Below are 20,522 nucleotides of genomic sequence, written 5' to 3' on the forward strand. Positions count from 1 at the left end.
GGACGGACCGAGGTGCGGTACCTCCCCTGCGGGGGAGGACCGGGCAGCCCGATCAGCCTCGTCAGCAAGGAGAGAGTCGCCGCGTGGGTGATCCCCCCCTCGAGTCGATAGTGTCGATGTTGTCGCCGGAAGCACTGGCGAAGGCGGTCAACGCCGCTCAGCAGGCCATCGCGCTGGCGGACAATCTGGACGCGTTGGCGCGTATCAAGACCGAACACCTCGGTGACCGCTCGCCGCTGGCGCTGGCGCGCCAAGCGCTCGCCACCCTGCCCAAGGCAGAGCGCGCCGACGCCGGCAAGCGGGTCAACATCGCGCGCGGCGACGCCCAGCGCAGCTACGACGAACGGTTGGCGACGCTACGCGCGGAGCGTGACGCGGCGGTGTTGGTCGCCGAAGGAATCGACGTCACGCTGCCATCGACGCGGCAGCCGACAGGGGCCCGGCATCCGATCACAATCCTGGCCGAGCACATCGCCGACACCTTCATCGCGATGGGCTGGGAACTGGCCGAGGGCCCAGAGGTCGAGACCGAACAGTTCAACTTCGATGCCCTGAACTTCCCAGCCGACCACCCGGCCCGCAGCGAGCAGGACACTTTCTACATTGCGCCCGAGGATTCCCGCCAGCTGCTGCGCACCCACACCTCGCCGGTGCAGGTGCGCACCCTGCTGCAGCGCGAATTGCCGGTCTACATCATCTCGATCGGCCGCACCTTCCGCACCGACGAACTTGATGCCACCCACACGCCGGTCTTCCATCAGATTGAAGGCCTGGCGGTGGATCGCGGGCTCACCATGGCGCACCTACGAGGAACGCTGGACGCGTTCGCGCGCGCCGAGTTCGGACCGTTGGCGCGCACCCGGATTCGGCCGCATTTCTTCCCATTCACCGAACCCTCCGCGGAGGTTGATGTCTGGTTCGCCAACAAGAAGGGGGGCGCCGACTGGGTGGAATGGGGCGGCTGCGGAATGGTGCATCCAAACGTGTTGCGTGCCGCCGGAATTGACCCGGAGGTCTACTCCGGCTTCGCGTTCGGGATGGGCCTGGAGCGAACCTTGCAGTTCCGCAACGGCATTCCCGACATGCGCGACATGGTCGAGGGAGACATTCGATTCACGTTGCCGTACGGGGTGGGGGCGTAGTGCGCGTTCCGTATAGCTGGCTGCGCGAGGTCATTTCGGTCGGCGCACCCGGTTGGGATGTTGACCCCGGCGAGCTTGAGCAGACGCTGGTGCGCATCGGCCACGAGGTCGAAGAGGTAATCACCCTGGGGCCGGTCGAGGGCCCGCTGACTGTCGGTCGGGTGCTCGAGATCGAGGAGCTCGCCGGGCTCAAGAAGCCGATCCGAGCCTGTCTGGTAGACATCGGCGACGGCCAACAGCACGAGATCGTGTGCGGTGCAACTAATTTCGCTGCCCGTGAGCTAGTCATGGTGGCGCTGCCCGGCACCATATTGCCTGGCGGATTTACCATCACGTCCCGCAAGACCTATGGCCGCAACTCCGACGGCATGATCTGCTCGGCGGCCGAACTCGGATTGGGCGCGGACCACTCCGGCATTCTGGTGCTACCACCCGGAACGGCCGAACCCGGAACCGCGGGTGCCGGGGTGCTGCAACTCGACGATGTGGTCTTTCACCTGGCCATTACCCCTGACCGCGGTTACTGCATGTCGGTGCGTGGCTTGGCGCGTGAAATCGCCTGCGCTTACGACTTGGACTTCGTAGACCCGGCCTCTAATACCGTGGTGCCTGCGCTGCCGGTCGAGCGGCAGGCATGGCCGCTGACGGTGCAGCCGGAAACCGGGGTGCGCCGCTTCGCGTTGCGCCCGGTCACCGGGATTGACCCGACCGCCGTATCGCCCTGGTGGCTGCAGCGCCGGCTGCTACTTTGCGGCATCCGCGCGACCTCGCCGGCCGTGGACGTGACCAACTACGTGATGCTCGAACTTGGCCACCCGATGCACGCGCACGACCGCAATCGGATTACCGGGGGCTTCGGCGTGCGCTTTGCCCGGCCCGGCGAGACCGTCGTCACTCTTGACGACGTCGAGCGCCGACTGGACCCGGCCGATGTCCTCATCGTTGACGACGTCGCGACCACAGCGATTGGCGGCGTGATGGGGGCGGCAAGCACCGAGGTGCGCTCCGAATCGACCGACGTGCTGCTGGAGGCCGCGGTATGGGACGCCGCGGCGGTGTCGCGCACCCAGCGGCGGCTACACCTGCCCAGCGAGGCGGCCCGTCGTTACGAGCGCTCGGTAGACCCGGCCATTTCGGTGGCCGCCCTGGACCGGTGCGCCGCATTGCTCGCCGACATTGCCGGGGGAGCGGTGGACCCGACCCTGACCGATTGGCGCGGGGAACCGCCGCGTGATGACTGGTCGTTGCCGCCGATCAGGATCGCCGTCGATCTGCCGGATCGCCTTGCCGGAGTGGCTTATCCGCAAGGCACGACCGCTCGCCGGCTGGCCCAAATCGGTGCCCGGGTAACCCAAGACGGCAACAACTTGACCGTGACGCCGCCGAGCTGGCGCCCGGATCTGCTGCAGCCTGCCGACCTTGTCGAGGAGGTGCTGCGATTGGAGGGCCTGGAGGTGGTTCCGTCGGTGCTTCCCGCGGCACCCGCGGGTCGTGGGCTCACGGCGGTACAAAAGCGTCGCCGCGCGATCGGTAAGTCGCTGGCGCTGTCCGGCTATGTCGAGATTCTGCCGACGCCTTTTCTGCCCGCCGGTGTGTTCGACGTGTGGGGGCTTTCGGCGGATGACCCGCGACGTATCACGACGCACGTACTGAACCCGCTGGAGGCCGATCGTCCGCAGCTCGCTACCACGCTGTTGCCAGCTCTGCTGGAAGCGTTGGCGCGCAACGTATCCCGAGGTCTCGTTGACGCCGCGCTGTTTGCCGTCGCCCAGGTGGTACAGCCCACCGAGCAGACTCGTGGCGTCGGGCTGATCCCGGTGGACCGCCGACCGACCGAAGCCGAGATCGCCATGCTGGACGCGTCTTTGCCTCGGCAACCGCAACATGTCGCCGTGGTACTTGCCGGCCTGCGCGAACCGCGCGGTCCGTGGGGTCCCGGGCGACCAGTGGAAGCCTGGGACGCCTTCGAAGCCGTGCGAATCATCGCGCGCGCCAGCGGTGTTGACCTAGCCCTCCGGGCGGCCCAGTACCTGCCGTGGCACCCGGGCCGGTGCGCGGAAGTACGCGTCGGTGAAATTGTTGTTGGTCACGCAGGGCAGCTACATCCCGCGGTGATTGAGCGCTCGGGCCTGCCGAAGGGGACCTGCGCGATCGAGCTGAACCTGGACGCGATTCCGATCGTCGAGGCATTGCCGGCGCCCAGGGTCTCGCCCTTCCCGGCCGTATTCCAGGACGTCAGCTTGGTGGTGTCCGCGGATGTTCCCGCTCAGTCGGTGGCGGACGCCGTTCGGGAAGGGGCCGGCGCCCTGCTCGAGCACATTGAGCTGTTCGATGTCTTCGCCGGCCCGCAGATCGGCGAGCATCGCAAGTCGCTGACGTTCGCCCTGCGGTTTCGCGCGCCGGATCGCACGCTTACCGAAGACGACGCCACCGCGGCCCGCGACGCCGCGGTGCAACGCGCGGCCGAGCTGGTCGGCGCCGTGCTGCGCACCTGATCCGCGTCACCCTCATCGACCAGCAGAAATGCATTCACATTCGCGATCCGTGTGTCGCTGACGAACGCCGGTTCTGGCATCACCTGTCGAAAACCGTACGAAATACTGGCAATTCCCTGAAAATTCGACACATGTAGAGCTGTGCGGGCGACGTGAGATTTAGATTCATCTGTGGATGACCATCGGTCATTTTGGGGATGAATCAGGGAGATGAATATGTCGTATGTGATCGCGGTGCCGGAACTCGTCGAGGCGGCGGCCCAAGAACTTGCCAGTATTCGCTCGGCGCTGAACGAGGCCGCTGCGACCGCCGCAGGCCCCACGACTGGGGTTGCTGCTGCGGCCGCCGATGAGGTGTCGATGGCGATCTCGCAATTGTTCGGTGCGCATGGTCAGGAATTTCAAGCACTTAGCGCCCAGGCTGCGGCGTTTCATGACGAGTTCGTCAACTTGCTCAACGCTGGTGCCGCTGCCTACGGCAACGCCGAGGCCACCGGCGTACAGGCCATGCTGAGCGCGGTGAACGTGCCCGCACCGATTCAGGCGGTCGCGGCGCCATACGAAACGCTCTTGTCGCACACCGCTACCAACCTGCAAAGCCTCGGAAGTGCCGTCGCCGCGAACCCGGCGCCCTTCCTGCAACAGCTCGTCAACAACCAGATCGGCTACGGCCAGTTAATCGGCACCTCGTTGCAAAACACGGTGACCAACTTGCCCGCGACATTGGCCGAGTTGCCGGCGGACGTCCAAGCTGCATTCCAGGGCCTACAGGCTGTCAATCCGGCTGCCGTCGTGCAGCAGCTGGTGACCAACCAGGCCGGCTTCGCTCAAACGATTTCCTCGGCACTGCAGAGCGCCGGCCAGGACTTTGTCGTCGGGGCGCAAGCTTTGCCGGCGAGCCTCCAAGCCGCGTCGCAAGCCCTTTCGGTGGGTGACTTCACCGGCGCGGCGGACGCTGTTGGCGCTGGCGTAACAAACCTGTTCATAACGGGATTCGACGTGACGGCAGGGGCGGATGGAGTCTTGGCCATCACGCCCACCGGGACATTGGGAGAGTTGTTACCCATCTTCTCCATCCCCGGACAGATGGCGCAGAACTTCACCAACATGTTGCCCGCAGGCTCCATTTCGGCAATGGTGTCGCAGAACTTCACCAACTTGGTTCAGACCGCCACGGATGCCGGTGTCACGTCAACGATCAGCATCTTCTTCGACCCAACAACCCCGACGGGCATTGGAGTGGCCATCGACGCCACCGTGGGTTTGCCGCTCGCGTTGGGTATCGATGCGCTCGGCGGGCCAATCAACGGGCTGAATGCGCTGGGCTCCAGCGCGATCACGTTCGTCAACGCCGTGCAGACCGGCAACGCGCTCGAAGCCGCCACTGTAGTCCTGGGTGCTCCAGCCGTCGTCGCCGATGCCTTCCTCAACGGCCAGTCAACCTTCCCCCTCACAATTGACGCGCTGGGGATTCCCACCACCCTCAACTTGCCGTTGGATGGAATTCTTGTTCCGCCAGGGCCCTACACCGCAACGATTCCACTTCTTGGTTCAACCGCTACCGTCACGGGCACGCCCCTTGGCGGCATCGTTCCCGCGCTGCTGACCTTCCTGCCCGAACAGCTAGCGGAGGCAGTTGGCGCGGCTGCGTAACCTCTGGTGCCAAGTCGCTAAAGGTTGACAACCCTCGTCGAATGCTACGTACTGCCGCCCATGTAATTGCGCGCAAATGTTTGCTGTGCGCCTCTGTGGGGAGTGCGGATGACCGTCGAGTTCCGGTTGCTCGGCGACGTCGAAGTTCGAGTCGACGGGCGCCGGCTCGACGCTGGCCATGCGCGGCAGGTCGGATCGCGCCCCATATTCCGCACGAAGTTCGTTGACCCGTTATCTGTCTCGGCTGAGGAGTTTGATTGCACCGATTGCACCGGTAGATGGCGTGGTGATTTCACGTGGGCCGGGGGGATATGTGCTCATGACGGATGCGTCTTCGGTCGATTTGCATCGGTTCCGAAACTTGGTCGCTACGGCGAGGGCTACCGACAACCCCGTTGGGGCGGCTGCATTGTTCGATCGCTCGCTGGCTCTGTGGTCTGGTGAGCCGTTCGCGTCCTTGGACGCGCCGTGGGTAAACGATTTGCGCGGCGCTCTTGTTGCCGAGTGGCGTTCGGCCACATTGGATCGCAACGACGCCGCGTTGCAAGCCGGGCGGCATGCTGAGTTGCTGGTGGAGCTGACCGCTGCGCATGCGGCCAGCCCGCTCGACGAACGCTTGGGCGGACAGTTGATGTTGGCCCAATACCGCGGTGGGCGGCAGGCCGATGCGCTGGAGACCTACCGGCAGATGCGCAAGCGGTTGGTCGACGAACTCGGAGTTGAACCCGGACCTTCATTACGCAAGGTGCGCCAGCAGATTCTCACCGGCGATGAGGCGAACCGCCGGCAGCAGAGCAGGGCTGAATCGCTGGTCCGTGCTGTGGTGTCGCCGGGGCCTAACTTCGATCGGTCGCGTTCGGGACTGCCGCGGCGGGCAACCAGCTTTGTCGGCCATGAGCAAGAGGTGAAGCGCGCCGTCGACGCGCTTCGTGCGGGACCGCTGGTGACGTTGACCGGGGTTGGGGGCGTCGGCAAGACACGGCTGGCTATCGAAGTCGCGCGCCACGAGGAAGAGCGATTCAGCGATGGAGTAGCGATTTGCGAACTGGCGCCGGTGGAGCACGGAGGCGCGATCGGGCACACCGTCGCAACGGCCTTGCGGTTGCGCCAACAGTCACACATGGACATCGAGGAATCGGTAGTCGAGTATCTGCGGGCGCGTCAGGTTCTGTTAGTCGTCGACAACTGCGAGCATCTCCTCGACGCGACCGCAGGTTTGCTGGAGCGCATTGTGCAGCACTGCCCGGGTGTGTCGGTCCTGGCGACCAGTCGACAACCGCTGGGCGTGGAGGGGGAGCGGATTGTCGTTCTGCCGCCGTTGTCGGTGGAGGATGCCACGCGGTTGTTTGCCGACCGCGCGCGCCTGCAGGCCGGACTTCAACCTTGACCAGCAGCCGACGGGCGCGGTGGCTGAGATTTGCCGGCGGGTTGACTGCTTGCCGCTGGGTGTGGAGTTGGCCGCAGCGCGGATGCGGATGATGAGCACGTCGGACATGGTCCGGCGGTTGGACGGCCTGGGCATGTTGCGTGGCGGGATGCGAAGTAGCCTTCCCCGGCACCAGAGCCTGACCGCGACTATCGAGTGGTCTTATCGAATGCTCACCGAATCCGAGCAGGCGTTGTTTGCGCGGCTTTCGGTGTTCGCCGGCTCGTTCGACTTGGATGCCGTCCACGGTGTGTATGGGGCCGACGACGGCCGGGGGGTCGAAGCCGTTGACGCGCTCGAGGACACGCTCGAGTCGCTTGTCGGTCTGGTCGACAAGTCGATGGTGGTCGTGCGCAGCGTCACCGACCGGACCCGGTACGGGGTCTTGGTAACGCTGCGCGCCTACGGTCGGGACCGTCTGAAAGAGCAAGGGATTGACAAGCAAGTGGCCAAGCGCCACGCGGTTTATTTCACCGAGCTTGCCGAGCGTGCTGGGATCGGCCTGCACACAGCCGAAGAGCGGGCCTGGGTCGAGCGGATGTTGCCCGACTACGACAACCTACGTACGGCATTCGAGCACGCGATGGCCGACAACGACACCGACCTGGCGTTGCGAATGGTCGCCGCGGGCGCGGAGGTGCTCGGCGTACGCGTCGGCTGGTTGCTCTTGCTCACGGGCACGTTCCTGGCCGCGGTACCTTGCGTGTTGCCTATCCCGGAGACGTGCTGGCCGACGTGGCTCTTTTTGAGGGTGACGCGAGCGGCTTTCTGGCGTACTGGGAGAAGGAGGTGGCCCGTGCACGTAGCGACGCCGACCCGATCCGGCTGGTGCACACGATCTGCGTCCTGGCTACCTGTCAGGTAGTGCTGGGCAATCCTGATACCGCGTTACCTGCCGCCGAGGAGGCGGTGGAAGTCGCCGACAGCACGGCCAACCCTACGACACAGTCGACGGCCTACTTCACGCTTGCCTACTCGCTCAAGAAGTCTGAACCAGAGCGTGCTTTGAAACTGTTCGACGAGGCTGCCCGGCTGGCCGGCGAGGTGCAGAATTTCTGGTGGTACGGCATCGCGTTGATGGAGGCAGCGGCGACGCGTGCTGTGCATGGTGATCCCGTGGCTGCGGCGGGATTGTTTATCGAGGGGCTTGACCACTGGGATCGGGGTGGGGACTGGGCCCAGCAGTGGATCACACTGCGTCACGTCACCCGGTTGTTGGCTCGGCTCGGCGCCGACGACGACGCGGTAGTCGTGCACTGCGCATTGCTGTAAGCGGGCAAGCCGTCACCGCTGCACGCCGCGCAATTGAGCATCCTGCAAGACCGGCTGGGAGCAGACCGGTTCCAAGCCCACGTTGCATCCGCCGCCGACGGCACTGCCGCGGTCGCTCGGGCGCGATCCGGACTGCAGCAATTCGCCGAACGTACCGCCATGTTTGCGGTGTAACAGCTAGATTGAACCGAGGGAATTGCGCCGGTGGATTCAGCCGGAAATATGGTGCAATTTGGGAGTTTGAATAGTGGGTCTCGGCGGGTATAGACCGCAGCAATACCCGCTGTCGTGTCGAGACGACGGTTGAGGGTGCCCGGTTGAGTCGAGGAGAGGCCAAAATGTCGTTTGTTATCGCGCCGGAATTGGTGAGTGCGGCAGCTGGGGAAATGGAAGGAATTGGGTCCGCACTTGGCGCGGCAACCGCTGCGGCGGCGGCTCCCACGACAGGGGTGGCCGCGGCAGCAGCCGATGAGGTATCAGCGGCCATCTCGAGGCTTTTCGGCGCTTATGGGCAAGAATTTCAAGCTATCAACGCCCAGGCGGCGGCATTTCATGCCGAATTCGTGCGGCTGTTGAACGGTAGTGCGGCCGCCTATCTCAGCACCGAAATCGCCAACGCTGAGCGGAATCTCCTCAACGCGCTCAGTGCTGGCGGCTTGGCCGCCGCGTCGAGCGGCGCGGCTGCGGCCGCGGCCGAGCCCCTTCTTGGCTTGCCGATCCTCGGCGGTGGCAGCGGCGGAATTGGCGAGATCCTCGGCGGTAGCGGCGGGCTGCTGGACCCGATCATCTTCGGGGGCACTGGGGGACTGCTGGGTCCGCTCATCGGCGGCAATGGCGTCCTCACCTCGCTTGTCTCGGGTGGTCCGTTGGGCCCGTTCTTCAGCAGCCTTGGTCAGCAATTCGGTACCGCGTTGTCCGCTCTGATCGGCGGCAATGCGGCCAGCCTGCTGGCCAACCCGCTCCCGCTGCTTACCGGCAGCCTCCCCAGCCTGCCCGTGCTGGGGCCGCTACTTCCAGGCCTGCTACCCGGGCTGTTCCCAACGCCCACCGGTGGTGCTCCGGCACCCGTCAGCCCGTGGTACCTGCTCATCTCGAACACCAACAACAACTTGGCCGCACTCGGCAGTAATTGGGCTGCCGACCCATTCCCATTCCTGCGTCAGATCATCGCCAATCAACAGGGTTATGCGGTGCAGGCAGGCAATGAGATCTCACTTTTCGTCCAGAACCTGCCCAACGAGATAGCGCACTTACCGGAGAACATTCCACAGCGTCTACAGGACCTCGCGAACGTTAATCCGGCCGCGTTCGCGCAGATGATTGCCAACGACACGGCCAATGACTGGCAGACAATCGGCAGGTCGCTCGCAGAGGCGAACCGAGACCTGCAGACCGGACTGGCCGGCTTCCCGGCCGATTGGCAGGTGGTCCAACAGGACATCGCGACAGGCCAGTACAACCTGGCGGTTAATGACGCGACGAAGGCCTTGCTCAATGTCTTCATCACCGGATTCGACACCAGCAACTTGAACGACGTCAGGTTGCTCGGGCCGGTGGCCGATCTGTTCCCGATACTGGCCATCCCCGGCGAGAACCTTCAGGGTGCCGCCACCCTCATGCCTCCTGGCTCCATCCCTGCACAGATGACGAATAACTTTGCCAACGTGCTTAATACCCTGACGGATACCAGTATCTCGACGACGATCACCGGAACCCTAGATCCACCCGCCTTGGTGCTCGGCGCCAACTTCGGGTTGCCCCTATCGGTTCTTTTTGGGGTAGCGGGTGCGCCGGTCGCCGCACTCGACGGGCTGGCTACCGCAGGAACGGTAATCGGAACGGGCATTGCTACCGGAAACCCGTTGCTGGTGCTCGGCGGTTTCGCGGATGCTCCGGCCTACGTGCTGAACGGATTCCTCAATGGCGAAACCATCGTCGATATGGCGCTGCCGGTAACGTTCAGCGTGCCGCTGCTTGGGGACATCAACATACCCGTGGTGGTCCATCTGCCCTTCCAAGGGCTGCTTGTCCCGCCGCACCCCATAACGGCGACGGTGCCGCTGGAGATCCTTGGAATCGATATCCCCATCAACCTGACCCTCGGTGGAACGCAATTTGGCGGGCTGCTTCCTGCTTTGGTGAACACCGTGCCCCGGGCCCTAGCCGATTCGATTACACCCGCCGCATAGTCGCCGCTGACCCTGGCTCAATGTTTGGCTGTTGCGCCGCTAGATCGGACGCAACGAATACGTGCCTGAACTGAACACTCAGAAGTGCGGCTACCCGAGGCGGACGGATCGGCTGTCGCGGTAATTTTGCAGGTGTTCGGCTCATGCAGCCCGGAATTTCAAATGCATACCGTTCGCTGTCAGCGATTCAGCAAGCTTACAAATTCACAAATCTGTTGCCTGCTGGCTTCTATTTCTGTCCAAATGTTGCGGAACTCACCGATGTGGCCAAGTCGCTAGCCGACACAACCATCGCGACGAGATATGGCCGAAACACATGCGTCCACTTTCCCGACTCTCTTCGATGCGCCGGGGGTCGTCGCGAACGGCTTCCGGTGACACTGCAGTTTCGTTTCGACTGGATTCTCGGATGACGCATGGCATTACGGCGACTCCAACAGTTTCGGTGCTGGGCCTCAACGGCTCGGCAGGTAATCGCACGCGCGGGGTAGTCGGCCCCGACCTCGACCGGGATGGCGGGTCGGGGCACTGCGGCACAGCGCTGGCGTCGAACGCCACAACTGTGCGGCCATACTTGAGTCAATGTCTGGACATGCTTTGATGGTGAATTCGTGCACACTTAACCGCAGATCTGCACATGTCTGACCTTGGATACAAAATACCTCGACCCCTATTGCTCTGGTCAACGTGCCTTGATGGCAATTGAGTGAATGCTTATTTGCGTCGAGGCGAGGCTGAATATGTCATTCGTCCAACGCGCGGCAACACCTGCGGTGTGATCGCAGCCAAGGCTGCCAGCGTGCGATGCATGCTCGCACAACCCATGTTTGCTGCGTGCCTTTGTCACGAGGCTGTACCCGATGACGGTTCAGTTTCGCTTGCTCGGTGACGTCGAGGTGCACGTTGATGGGCGGCTGCTGAATATCGGTCATGCGCGTCGTCGGTGTGTTTTGTTGAAGCAGGAGCGCTTCGATTGGGACGTATGCCTGTGCGAATTGGCGGTGGAACACGGTGAGGCAGCGGAGCACACGAGAGAGGTGCTCGACCACTGGGATCGCGCCGCGGACTGGGCGCAGCAGTGGCTCAGCGTGCGCTCCATCACCAGGTTGTTGGCTCGCCTCGGCGTCAACGATGACGCGGTGTTCCAGCACTGCGCATTGCTGAAACGGGCAAGCCTCCGTCGTTGCGCGCGGCGCAGTTGGACGTCCTACAGGACCGTCGGGGCGCAGACCCGTCTTTGAGGCCTACCGCGCATCGGCCGTGGACCGGGCTACGGCGGTCATCCGGGTGCGTGCCGCTCTGCAGCGGATGTGATGCCGGGATCCATATCTACTCGAAAAACACGCGACGCCTACGCCACAGCCTCTGACATCTTCCGGCGGCTTATGCGGTTTCCGGCGGCTTATGGCGGCCTAGGCGGCCGCGTTGAACCCGATGCTGGCCCTCAAGGCCGCTTCAAGAGCGAGCTGAAGGTTGATCAGGATATCGCGAACGTCGGCAGCAATTTCTACACCCGCAACGTTTACCGCCGTTAAGAACGCGACGCCGGTTTCGCTGAGCTCAGCGACGGCACCCTCAACGCTCGCCACCAGGGCCTCGCCGGTTTGTCCAAGTCCGGCCAGCCCGACACCGAAGCTTGCACCCGTAGCGCCCTCAATTGCGGCGGTTATTTGGGCGCTGGCATTCAACCAAATCCTCGCCAGCGAGTTGCCGGTCTGCGCCACGCTGGCCAGCCCCGCACCGAGGCCGCCGGCTAGGGCCTCACCGGTCTGCACCAGCCCCGTCAACCCTGCACCCAAGCTGGTTACCAGCGCGCCGCCGGTTTGCACCAGCCCGGAAAGCCCGCTGCTCAGGCTCGCAGACAATGCCGCACTGAGCTCTGCGGCCAGTTCGGCGCTGAGGCTTGCCGATAGGGCTGCGTTGAGGCCGCTGAAGGCCGCGTTCACGGCGCCACTGAGGCCTGAGAGCCCACCGGTAAACATGGCACTGAGGGCGGCGGACAGGCCGTCGAATCCGCCGCTGAAGGCGCCATTAAGGGCGGCGTTGAGGCCGGCCAGGCTCGCGCTGAAACTGCCGCTGAGTTGAGCCGCCAGGCCGGGCAGCGCCGCGGTGAAGCTGGCGGCGAAGTTTTGGCTGGCGTTGATCAGTGCGGTTAGTGCCGCTTGGAAGGCTGGGGCGCCGCTCAAAGCGGCGTTGAGGGCGGCCTGGAAGGCGGCGTTCAATCCGGTCAGGCTGGCTTGGAAGGCGGGCAGGCTGCCGGACAGGATGGCGTTGAGGGTGGCGTTGAAGGCGGCGCTGAGGGCGGGCAGGGTGGCCCCGAAGGCGCCCGAGAGCGCGGCATTGAGTTGAGCGGCCAGGCCGGGCAGCGCCGCGCTGAAGCTCGCGGCGAAGTTTTGGCTGGCGTTGATCAGTGCGGTCAGCGCCGCTTGGAAGGCTGGGGCGCCGCTCAAAGCGGCGTTGAGGGCGGCCTGGAAGGCGGCGTTCAATCCGGTCAGGCTGGCTTGGAAGGCGGGCAGGCTGCCGGACAGGACGGCGTTGAGGGTGGCGTTGAAGGCGGCGCTGAGGGCGGGCAGGGTGGCCCCGAAGGCCCCCGAGAGCGCGGCATTGAGTTGGGCGGCCCAGGCCGGGCAGCGCCGCGCTGAAGCTCGCGGCGAAGTTTTGGCTGGCGTTGATCAGTGCGGTCAGCGCCGCTTGGAAGGCTGGGGCGCCGCTCAAAGCGGCGTTGAGGGCGGCCTGGAACGCCGCATTCAATCCGCTCAGGCTGGCTTGGAAGGCGGGCAGGCTGCCCGACAGGACGGCGTTGAGGGTGGCGTTGAAGGCGGCGCTGAGGGCGGGCAGGGTGGCCCCGAAGGCCCCCGAGAGTGCGGCATTGAGTTGAGCGGCCAGTCCGGGCAGGGCGGCGGTGAAGCTGGCGGCGAAGTTTTGGCTGGCGTTGATCAGTGCGGTCAGCGCCGCTTGGAAGGCTGGGGCGCCGCTCAAAGCGGCGTTGAGGGCGGCCTGGAACGCCGCATTCAATCCGCTCAGGCTGGCTTGGAAGGCGGGCAGGCTGCCGGACAGGACGGCGTTGAGGGTGGCGTTGAAGGCGGCGCTGAGGGCGGGCAGGCTGGCCCCGAAGGCCCCCGAGAGTGCGGCATTGAGTTGAGCGGCCAGGCCGGGCAGCGCCGCACTGAAGCTCGCCGCGAAGCTTTGGCCGGCATTGAGCACTGCGGTCAAACCGGCTTGGAAGGCTGGGGCACCGCTCAAAGCGGCGGTGAAGGCGGCGTTGAGGGCAGCGTTGAGGCTGGCTAGGCCAGTGCCGAAGCCGCCGCTGAGTTGCGCGGCCAGCGCCGGCAGCGTGGCGCTGAAATTGCCGGCCAGGTTTGCACCGGCCGTGATCAGTCCGTTCAAACCGGCGCCAAAATTGGCCGCCAAGGCGCCACCGGTGGTCGCGAGCTGTGACAGCGCAGCAGAGAAGTTGCCTATCAGGATCCCGCCGGTTTGGGCGAGTTCAGCGAGCGTGGGGAGCTGAGCACTCAGGCTTGCCGTGAGGGCCGCGCTGAGGTTGGCGCCCAGTGCACCGTTTAGGAGAGCCGAAAGGGCGGCATTGCCCTGGGCAGTCAACGCGGCGCCGGTTTGCGACATGGCGGCACCGATGTTCTCGAAGGTCAACCCAGCGTTGATGATGGCCTGGCCAGTCTGGGCCAGCCCACCGCCGAACCCCGACGCGAGCGCTCCACCGGTTTGTAGGGCCAGCCCAGCGGCGAGGCTCGGAAGGGCATTCAGAGCACGGAGAAGAAGCGAAATATCGAAGCCAAACGTTAGCGTGCCACCGAGTTCACCGCTGACCCCAGCAGCGGCGGCTACGGTATTTTGCGCGGCGGCCGCGAAGGAACCACCTCGGAGCAGCGACGCGACATTAGCTGCCTCGGCGGCGACGTAAGAGGACGCGCCACGGCTCAACAGATTGACGAACTCGTCGTGAAACGCGGTCGCCCGAGCGCTCATGGCTTGGTAGTCCTCGCCGAAGGTGCCGAACAACGTCGCAATTGCGGCCGATACCTCGTCGGCGGCCGCAGGCGCCAACCTGGTAGTAGCGCTTGCTGCTGATGCAGTGACCTCGGCCAACGCCGTCCGAATGCCTGCTAAATCCCGGGCTGCTTCCTCTACGAACTCCGGCACCGCGACCACAAAAGACATGTCCACCACCCCGTTGGACCCACATGAACAAGCTCTGACAGTGACCCGACGACCCCGCGACCATCGAGGCAACATGTGCCCAATTGGTGCCCCGTTGTGGGCCTGGTTAAACCGACATTTTCAATAAATGTTTTTTCCCGATACGCAGGCATTTCGAGCGATCGAGCGGTAGTATCCGACCCCCGAATTCGACTGCGGGAAAGAGCAATTGCTCCGTTCGTAGAGACCCGGATGCGCGCGCGAAGATCCCCGACCACCCGAGCCAGGCCCCCAGGGAGAGCCGCCAGCAGCGCTGGACGTGCGAAAGAATGGATTTGCAAACATCTGCATAACCATGCAGAATCGCCAAATGGCCGATCCGACAAAGGTAGCGGTTGCGGGTGCCAGCGGTTATGCGGGAGGTGAGATCCTTCGGCTGCTGCTGGGCCATCCGGCGTACACCGATGGCCGACTGATAATCGGCGCACTGACCGCCGCCGCCAGTGCCGGTAGCGCGCTCGGTGAGCATCATCCACACCTGACGCCGTTGGCCCAACGGATACTCGAACCTACCGAGTCCGATGTACTCAAAGACCACGACGTTGTCTTCTTGGCGCTGCCACACGGCCATTCGGCGGTGCTGGCCGAGCAACTTGCCGCACAGACTGTGATCATCGACTGCGGTGCGGACTTCCGGCTGACGAACCCCGCTATATGGGAGCGCTTCTACGGATCTCCCCACGCCGGCAGTTGGCCATACGGGTTGCCCGAGTTGCCCGGTGCGCGGAAGCGATTACAAGCGGCGCGCCGCATTGCAGTGCCAGGCTGCTACCCGACCGCGGCATTACTGGCTTTGGTACCTGCCGTGGCCGAGGATCTCGTCGAGGCCGCGGTCACTGTTGTCGCCGTCAGCGGTACCTCCGGCGCCGGTCGTTCGGCCAAGACCGAACTGTTGGGTTCGGAGGTCATTGGGTCGGCGCGCGCCTACAACATCGCCGGCGCCCACCGGCACACTCCCGAGATCGCGCAAGGGCTACGGACCGTAACTGATCGCGACGTCACGGTGTCGTTCACGCCGGTCCTCATCCCGACCTCGCGCGGCATCTTGGCAACCTGTACCGCACGCACCCGCGCTCCTCTGTCGCAGCTGCGAGCTGCCTATGAAAAGGCCTACCAGGCCGAACCTTTCATCTATCTGATGCCCGATGGGCAGCTGCCCCGCACCGGCGCGGTGATCGGCAGCAACGCCGCGCACATCGCCGTCGCCGTCGACGAGGAAGCCGAGACGTTTGTAGCGATTGCGGCGATCGACAATCTGGTCAAGGGCACGGGCGGCGCCGCAGTGCAATCGATGAACCTGGCACTCGGATGGCCGGAGACCGACGGCCTGTCGGTGCTGGGGGTGGCGCCGTGACCCGCGCCGACGACGATGATGCCGGCGCAGCCGGGATTGAGGAGTGGCGCCAAACGGCCGGAGTGATCGATGCAACAAGACTGGTGCGCGCCCAAGGCGTCACCGCGCCGGCGGGATTTCGCGCCGCCGGCATCGCTGCTGGGATCAAAGCGTCAGGTGCGCCGGACCTGGCACTGGTGTTCAACGAGGGCCCTGACTACGCAGCCGCCGGGGTGCTCACTCGCAATAAAGTCAAAGCGGCGCCAGTGCTTTGGACTCAGCAAGTACTGACCACCGGGCAGCTTCGCGCAGTGATCCTTAACTCCGGTGGCGCCAACGCTTGCACCGGGCCGGCTGGCTTTCAGGACACTCATGTCACCGCTGAGGCGGTAGCGGCGGCATTGTCGGATTGGGGGACTGAGACCGGGGCCATCGAGGTCGCCGTCTGTTCCACGGGCCTGATCGGCGACCGACTACCCATGGACAAGGTACTCAGCGGCGTTCGTGACATCGTGCACGAGATGCACGGTGGGCTAACCGGTGGCGATGACGCCGCCCACGCCATCATGACCACCGACACCGTGGCCAAACAGGTTGCGCTGCACCACCAAAACAATTGGACCGTCGGCGGGATGGCCAAAGGAGCAGGTATGCTGGCGCCCTCTCTGGCCACCATGCTGTGTGTGCTCACCACGGACGCGGTCGCCGAACCGCCAGCGCTCGAGCAGGCGTTGCGTCGGGCCACTGCCCGCACCTTCGATCGCCTTGACATCGACGGCAGTTGTTCCACGAACGACACCGTGCTATTGCTTGCTTCGGGAGCTAGTGAAATCACCCCTACTCAAGCAGATCTCGACGATGCAGTGCTCAAGGTCTGCGGCGATCTGTGCATACAGCTGCAAGCCGACGCCGAAGGCGTCACCAAGCGTGTCACGGTAACCGTGATTCGCGCCGCCACTGAAGACGACGCCGTGACCGCCGCCCGGGTAATCGCACGCGACAGCCTGGTCAAGACCGCGGTATTCGGGTCTGACCCCAACTGGGGCCGGGTGCTTGCAGCCGTCGGCATGGCGCCAATAGCCCTTGATCCGAACCGAATTAGCGTGTCGTTCAACGGGTCTGCGGTGTGCATCGACGGTGTGGGGGCCCCGGGTGCGCGTGAGGTGGACCTGTCGGCCCCAGACATCGACATCACCGTCGACCTCGCTGTCGGCGACGGCCAGGCCGCGATCCGTACTACCGACCTGTCGCACGCCTACGTCGAAGAGAACTCGGCGTATAGCTCATGAGCGTGGAAGCGTTGCCCACCGAGATCAAGGCGCAGGTGCTGGCTGAAGCGTTACCTTGGCTCAAGCAGTTGCATGGCAGGATCGTTGTCGTCAAATACGGCGGCAACGCGATGACGGATGACACCCTGCGGCAGGCGTTCGCCGGGGACATGGCCTTCCTGCGCAACTGCGGTATACACCCCGTCGTCGTCCACGGCGGCGGACCCCAAATCAGCGCCATGCTCCGGCGACTCGGCATCGAAGGTGACTTCAAGGGCGGATTTCGGGTCACCACACCGGAAGTGCTGGACGTGGCGCGGATGGTGTTGTTCGGGCAGGTGGGTCGTGAACTGGTCAACCTGATTAACGCGCACGGACCATACGCCGTTGGAATCACCGGCGAGGACGCACAACTGTTCACCGCGGTACGGCGAAGCGTCACTATTGACGGCGTGGCCACCGACATCGGCCTGGTCGGTGACGTCGACCACGTCAATGCCGCGGCGGTCCTGGATCTCATTGCGGCGCGGCGGATTCCGGTGGTATCGACTCTAGCCCCGGATACCGACGGCGTGGTGCATAACATCAACGCCGACACCGCTGCCGCGGCCCTGGCCGAAGCCCTGGGAGCCGAAAAGCTGTTGATGCTCACCGATGTGGAGGGTCTGTACACCAGCTGGCCGGACCGCGCTTCGTTGGTCAGCGAAATAGATACGGCCACATTGGCACAACTCCTGCCCACGCTGGAGGCCGGCATGATCCCCAAAATCGAAGCGTGCCTGCGGGCGGTCACGGGTGGCGTACCCAGTGCGCACGTGATCGACGGGCGGGTCAAACACTGCGTGTTGGTGGAGCTGTTCACCAATGAGGGCACCGGCACCAAGGTGGTATCTGCATGACGAACACCGACACGATGCAGGCCAGATGGCAAGCAGTGATGATGAACAATTACGGAACTCCACCGATGGCGCTGGCCAGCGGTGATGGTGCCGTGATCACCGACGTGGACGGCAAGGCCTACGTTGACCTACTCGGCGGCATCGCCGTCAATGTCCTCGGTCATCGCCATCCGGCCGTCATCGAGGCCGTCATGCACCAGATGTCGACGCTTGGCCACACCTCAAATTTGTATGTCACCGAACCGGGGATCACTCTGGCCGAGGAGCTGGTAGCCCTGCTGGGGGCCGAAACCCAAGCGCGAGTGTTCTTCTGCAACTCTGGCACCGAGGCCAACGAGGTGGCGTTCAAGTTGTCCCGGCTTACCGGACGGACGAACCTGGTTGCCGCGCAAGAAGCGTTCCATGGTCGCACGATGGGCTCGCTGGCGCTGACCGGCCAGCCCACCAAGCAGGCGCCATTCGAGCCGTTGCCGGGCCATGTCACGCATATTCCATATGGAGACGCCGACGCACTGGGTGCCGTCGTCGATAACGACACTGCCGCAGTGTTTCTCGAACCGATTATGGGGGAGAGTGGGGTCGTGGTCCCTCCTGAGGGCTACCTGGTGGCTGCCCGCGAGATCACCGCACGACACGGCGCCCTACTGGTCCTCGACGAAGTGCAAACCGGAATGGGCCGCACCGGAGCCTTTTTCGCGCACCAGCACGATGGCATCACACCGGACGTGGTGACGCTGGCCAAGGGACTTGGCGGTGGCCTGCCGATCGGAGCGTGCCTGGCCATCGGACCAGCTGCGGATCTACTGACTCCCGGTTTGCACGGCAGCACATTCGGCGGAAATCCGGTATGCACCGCGGCGGCGCTGGCGGTGCTGCGGGTGTTGGCCGCCGACTGTCTGGTCCGCCGCGCTGAAGTGTTGGGCAAATCGCTAAGGCACGGCATCGAATCGCTCGGCCACCGGCTGATCGACCATGTCCGTGGCAGGGGATTACTGCAAGGAATCGTCATGACAGCACCATGTGCCAAGGGCGTCGAGACCGCCGCACGCGAGGCGGGTTACCTGGTAAATGCCCCTGCGCCCAACGTCATTCGGCTGGCGCCGCCGCTCATCATTACAGAGTCTCAGCTGGATGGCTTCGCCGCCGCCCTGCCAGGGATCCTGGACAAGGCCGGGGCCCAAGCATGACTAAGCATTTCCTGCGCGACGACGACCTCTCGCCGCAAGAACAAGCCGAGGTCCTGGAGCTGGCCGCCCAACTGAAAAAGGACCCGTTCAGCCGGCGTCCCCTCGACGGTCCGCGCGGGGTGGCGGTTATTTTCGACAAGAACTCCACCCGTACCCGATTCTCCTTCGAGATCGGCATCGCGCAGCTCGGAGGTCACGCCGTTGTCGTCGACGGCAGTAGCACCCAGCTGGGACGGGACGAAACTCTGCAGGACACCGCAAAAGTGTTGTCCCGCTATGTTGATGCCATCGTCTGGCGGACTTTTGGCCAGGAGCGGCTCGCCGAAATGGCGTCCACCGCGACCGTTCCGGTCGTCAACGCCCTCTCCGATGAGTTCCACCCTTGTCAGGTGCTGGCCGATCTCCAGACCGTCGCCGAACGTAAGGGGGCACTGAAAGGCGCACGACTGTCCTACTTCGGAGACGGTGCCAACAACATGGCCCACTCGCTCATGCTCGGCGGGGTTACCGCTGGCGTGCACGTAACCGTCGCCGCTCCAGCAGGGTTTACGCCCGATCCAATCGTCCTGGCCGCGGCCGAACAGCGTGCCCAGGTGACCGGAGCCTCGGTAACGGTGACGACTGACGCCGACGCGGCCGCCAAGAACGCCGACGTGCTGGTGACCGATACCTGGACATCGATGGGCCAGGAGAACGACGGGCTAGACCGGGTCAAGCCGTTCCGGCCGTACCAGCTTAACGAGCGACTTTTGAGCCTGGCCGACCCGGAAGCCATTGTGCTGCACTGTCTTCCGGCTCATCGGGGAGACGAGATCACCGACGAGGTGATGGACGGACCGGCCAGCGCGGTGTGGGACGAGGCCGAAAACCGGCTGCACGCGCAGAAAGCGCTGCTGGTGTGGCTGCTGGAGCGGTCGCGATGACGAGCGAAGCCAAGCCCCGAGCCGTTCAGGGGCCCGAAGTCACCGTCAATCGTGCCGGGCGCCAAGCCCGCATCGTGGCGATCCTGTCGTCGGCCGAGGTGCGGAGCCAAACCGAACTGGCGACATTGCTGGCCACCGAGGGCATCGAAGTCACTCAGGCCACGCTGTCGCGCGATCTCGAAGAACTTGGCGCGGTGAAGTTGCGCGGCGCCGACGGCGGTACCGGCGTCTACATCGTGCCCGAGGACGGCAGCCCGGTCCGCGGGGTCGCGGGTGGCACCGACCGGATGTCGCGCCTGCTCGGTGAGTTGCTGGTGTCCACCGACGCCAGCGGTAACCTCGCCGTGTTGCGCACGCCCCCGGGTGCGGCGCACTACCTGGCCAGCGCCATCGACCGCGCGGCCTTACCCCAGGTCGTCGGCACAGTCGCGGGTGATGACACCATCCTTGTGGTCGCCCGCGAGCCGATGACTGGCGCGGAACTCGCCGGCATGTTCGAGAACATTCAGTAAGGGAGATT

Annotated in this window: 17 protein-coding genes and 1 pseudogene; 16 read left to right on the forward strand and 2 right to left on the reverse strand. The window is 64.5% G+C overall.

Annotated elements, in window-relative coordinates:
* Positions 1 to 116: 116 nt before the first annotated feature.
* The 9 genes from pheS to MSIMFI_RS24625 all read left to right on the forward strand — a co-directional run bounded on the left by pheS (position 117) and on the right by MSIMFI_RS24625 (position 11,418).
* On the forward strand, positions 117 to 1,142 hold the full coding sequence (gene pheS / locus MSIMFI_RS24600) for a phenylalanine--tRNA ligase subunit alpha (protein ID WP_396820588.1): 1,026 nt from the start codon (positions 117 to 119) through the stop codon (positions 1,140 to 1,142).
* On the forward strand, positions 1,142 to 3,637 hold the full coding sequence (gene pheT / locus MSIMFI_RS24605) for a phenylalanine--tRNA ligase subunit beta (RefSeq protein ID WP_191499543.1): 2,496 nt from the start codon (positions 1,142 to 1,144) through the stop codon (positions 3,635 to 3,637). Before pheS ends, pheT begins: the two co-directional genes overlap by 1 nt.
* Before the next feature lie 216 nt (positions 3,638 to 3,853).
* Positions 3,854 to 5,290 carry a PE family protein gene (locus MSIMFI_RS24610; RefSeq protein WP_191499544.1) on the forward strand — a complete coding sequence of 479 codons (1,437 nt, stop codon included), beginning with the start codon at positions 3,854 to 3,856 and terminating at the stop codon, positions 5,288 to 5,290.
* 319 nt (positions 5,291 to 5,609) lie between these two features.
* Positions 5,610 to 6,677 (forward strand): AfsR/SARP family transcriptional regulator, encoded by a 1,068-nt coding sequence (locus MSIMFI_RS28555; protein ID WP_224770416.1) that lies wholly within the window; start codon positions 5,610 to 5,612, stop codon positions 6,675 to 6,677.
* A gap of 19 nt (positions 6,678 to 6,696) precedes the next feature.
* The gene (locus tag MSIMFI_RS28560; RefSeq protein WP_224770417.1) at positions 6,697 to 7,581 is read left to right on the forward strand and encodes an ATP-binding protein; all 885 of its coding nucleotides are present in this window, start codon (positions 6,697 to 6,699) and stop codon (positions 7,579 to 7,581) included.
* Positions 7,581 to 7,988, forward strand: coding sequence for a hypothetical protein (locus MSIMFI_RS28565; protein ID WP_224770418.1), 408 nt, complete (start codon positions 7,581 to 7,583; stop codon positions 7,986 to 7,988). Before MSIMFI_RS28560 ends, MSIMFI_RS28565 begins: the two co-directional genes overlap by 1 nt.
* A gap of 33 nt (positions 7,989 to 8,021) precedes the next feature.
* Positions 8,022 to 8,162 (forward strand): hypothetical protein, encoded by a 141-nt coding sequence (locus MSIMFI_RS28570; RefSeq protein ID WP_224770419.1) that lies wholly within the window; start codon positions 8,022 to 8,024, stop codon positions 8,160 to 8,162.
* 164 nt (positions 8,163 to 8,326) lie between these two features.
* A complete protein-coding gene (locus tag MSIMFI_RS24620) occupies positions 8,327 to 10,177 on the forward strand; it encodes a PE family protein (protein ID WP_191499545.1) in 1,851 nt (616 codons plus the stop codon).
* 860 nt (positions 10,178 to 11,037) lie between these two features.
* The gene (locus MSIMFI_RS24625; protein ID WP_191499546.1) at positions 11,038 to 11,418 is read left to right on the forward strand and encodes a hypothetical protein; all 381 of its coding nucleotides are present in this window, start codon (positions 11,038 to 11,040) and stop codon (positions 11,416 to 11,418) included.
* A 171-nt stretch (positions 11,419 to 11,589) separates the two neighbouring features.
* Here the strand turns inward: MSIMFI_RS24625 and MSIMFI_RS24630 are convergent, their stop codons facing one another.
* Positions 11,590 to 12,663 (reverse strand): methyl-accepting chemotaxis protein, encoded by a 1,074-nt coding sequence (locus MSIMFI_RS24630; protein ID WP_191499874.1) that lies wholly within the window; start codon positions 12,661 to 12,663, stop codon positions 11,590 to 11,592.
* Positions 12,664 to 12,718: 55 nt separating this feature from the next.
* Here MSIMFI_RS24630 and MSIMFI_RS24635 point away from each other — a divergent pair, with 55 nt between their 5' ends.
* Positions 12,719 to 13,465, forward strand: coding sequence for a hypothetical protein (locus tag MSIMFI_RS24635; protein WP_191499875.1), 747 nt, complete (start codon positions 12,719 to 12,721; stop codon positions 13,463 to 13,465).
* Between the two features lie 618 nt (positions 13,466 to 14,083).
* Here MSIMFI_RS24635 and MSIMFI_RS29840 read toward each other — a convergent pair.
* A pseudogene (locus MSIMFI_RS29840) lies at positions 14,084 to 14,428 on the reverse strand (PE family protein); the annotation flags it as partial.
* Between the two features lie 259 nt (positions 14,429 to 14,687).
* Here MSIMFI_RS29840 and argC point away from each other — a divergent pair.
* From argC to MSIMFI_RS24670, 6 genes are read left to right on the forward strand one after another with little or no spacing between them, the layout of a single operon-like run.
* The gene (argC, locus tag MSIMFI_RS24645; protein ID WP_191499547.1) at positions 14,688 to 15,746 is read left to right on the forward strand and encodes an N-acetyl-gamma-glutamyl-phosphate reductase; all 1,059 of its coding nucleotides are present in this window, start codon (positions 14,688 to 14,690) and stop codon (positions 15,744 to 15,746) included.
* Positions 15,701 to 17,014 carry a bifunctional glutamate N-acetyltransferase/amino-acid acetyltransferase ArgJ gene (gene argJ / locus MSIMFI_RS24650; RefSeq protein ID WP_191499548.1) on the forward strand — a complete coding sequence of 438 codons (1,314 nt, stop codon included), beginning with the start codon at positions 15,701 to 15,703 and terminating at the stop codon, positions 17,012 to 17,014. Before argC ends, argJ begins: the two co-directional genes overlap by 46 nt.
* The gene (gene argB / locus MSIMFI_RS24655; protein WP_191499549.1) at positions 17,011 to 17,892 is read left to right on the forward strand and encodes an acetylglutamate kinase; all 882 of its coding nucleotides are present in this window, start codon (positions 17,011 to 17,013) and stop codon (positions 17,890 to 17,892) included. The genes argJ and argB overlap by 4 nt, the downstream gene beginning before the upstream one ends.
* Entirely contained in the window at positions 17,889 to 19,079 is a 1,191-nt protein-coding gene (locus MSIMFI_RS24660) for an acetylornithine transaminase (RefSeq protein WP_191499550.1), read from the forward strand. Before argB ends, MSIMFI_RS24660 begins: the two co-directional genes overlap by 4 nt.
* Positions 19,076 to 20,002 carry an ornithine carbamoyltransferase gene (gene argF, locus MSIMFI_RS24665; RefSeq protein WP_191499551.1) on the forward strand — a complete coding sequence of 309 codons (927 nt, stop codon included), beginning with the start codon at positions 19,076 to 19,078 and terminating at the stop codon, positions 20,000 to 20,002. The genes MSIMFI_RS24660 and argF overlap by 4 nt, the downstream gene beginning before the upstream one ends.
* Positions 19,999 to 20,514: an arginine repressor gene (locus tag MSIMFI_RS24670; protein ID WP_191499552.1), complete on the forward strand. Its 516-nt coding sequence runs from the start codon at positions 19,999 to 20,001 to the stop codon at positions 20,512 to 20,514. The genes argF and MSIMFI_RS24670 overlap by 4 nt, the downstream gene beginning before the upstream one ends.
* Positions 20,515 to 20,522 lie beyond the last annotated feature (8 nt).

Origin of the sequence: Mycobacterium simulans (assembly GCF_900232995.1) — a bacterium.
GTDB lineage: Bacteria > Actinomycetota > Actinomycetes > Mycobacteriales > Mycobacteriaceae > Mycobacterium > Mycobacterium simulans.

Excerpts from the sequence above, each read along its gene's own strand:
- argC (WP_191499547.1), top strand. The coding sequence starts at position 14,688 with ATGCAGAATCGCCAAATGGCCGATCCGACAAAGGTAGCGGTTGCGGGT.
- MSIMFI_RS24625 (WP_191499546.1), top strand. The coding sequence starts at position 11,038 with ATGACGGTTCAGTTTCGCTTGCTCGGTGACGTCGAGGTGCACGTTGAT.
- argF (WP_191499551.1), top strand. The coding sequence starts at position 19,076 with ATGACTAAGCATTTCCTGCGCGACGACGACCTCTCGCCGCAAGAACAA.
- argJ (WP_191499548.1), top strand. The coding sequence starts at position 15,701 with ATGGCCGGAGACCGACGGCCTGTCGGTGCTGGGGGTGGCGCCGTGACC.
- MSIMFI_RS28555 (WP_224770416.1), top strand. The coding sequence starts at position 5,610 with ATGACGGATGCGTCTTCGGTCGATTTGCATCGGTTCCGAAACTTGGTC.
- argB (WP_191499549.1), top strand. The coding sequence starts at position 17,011 with ATGAGCGTGGAAGCGTTGCCCACCGAGATCAAGGCGCAGGTGCTGGCT.
- pheS (WP_396820588.1), top strand. The coding sequence starts at position 117 with ATGTTGTCGCCGGAAGCACTGGCGAAGGCGGTCAACGCCGCTCAGCAG.
- MSIMFI_RS24660 (WP_191499550.1), top strand. The coding sequence starts at position 17,889 with ATGACGAACACCGACACGATGCAGGCCAGATGGCAAGCAGTGATGATG.
- MSIMFI_RS24670 (WP_191499552.1), top strand. The coding sequence starts at position 19,999 with ATGACGAGCGAAGCCAAGCCCCGAGCCGTTCAGGGGCCCGAAGTCACC.
- MSIMFI_RS24620 (WP_191499545.1), top strand. The coding sequence starts at position 8,327 with ATGTCGTTTGTTATCGCGCCGGAATTGGTGAGTGCGGCAGCTGGGGAA.
- MSIMFI_RS24610 (WP_191499544.1), top strand. The coding sequence starts at position 3,854 with ATGTCGTATGTGATCGCGGTGCCGGAACTCGTCGAGGCGGCGGCCCAA.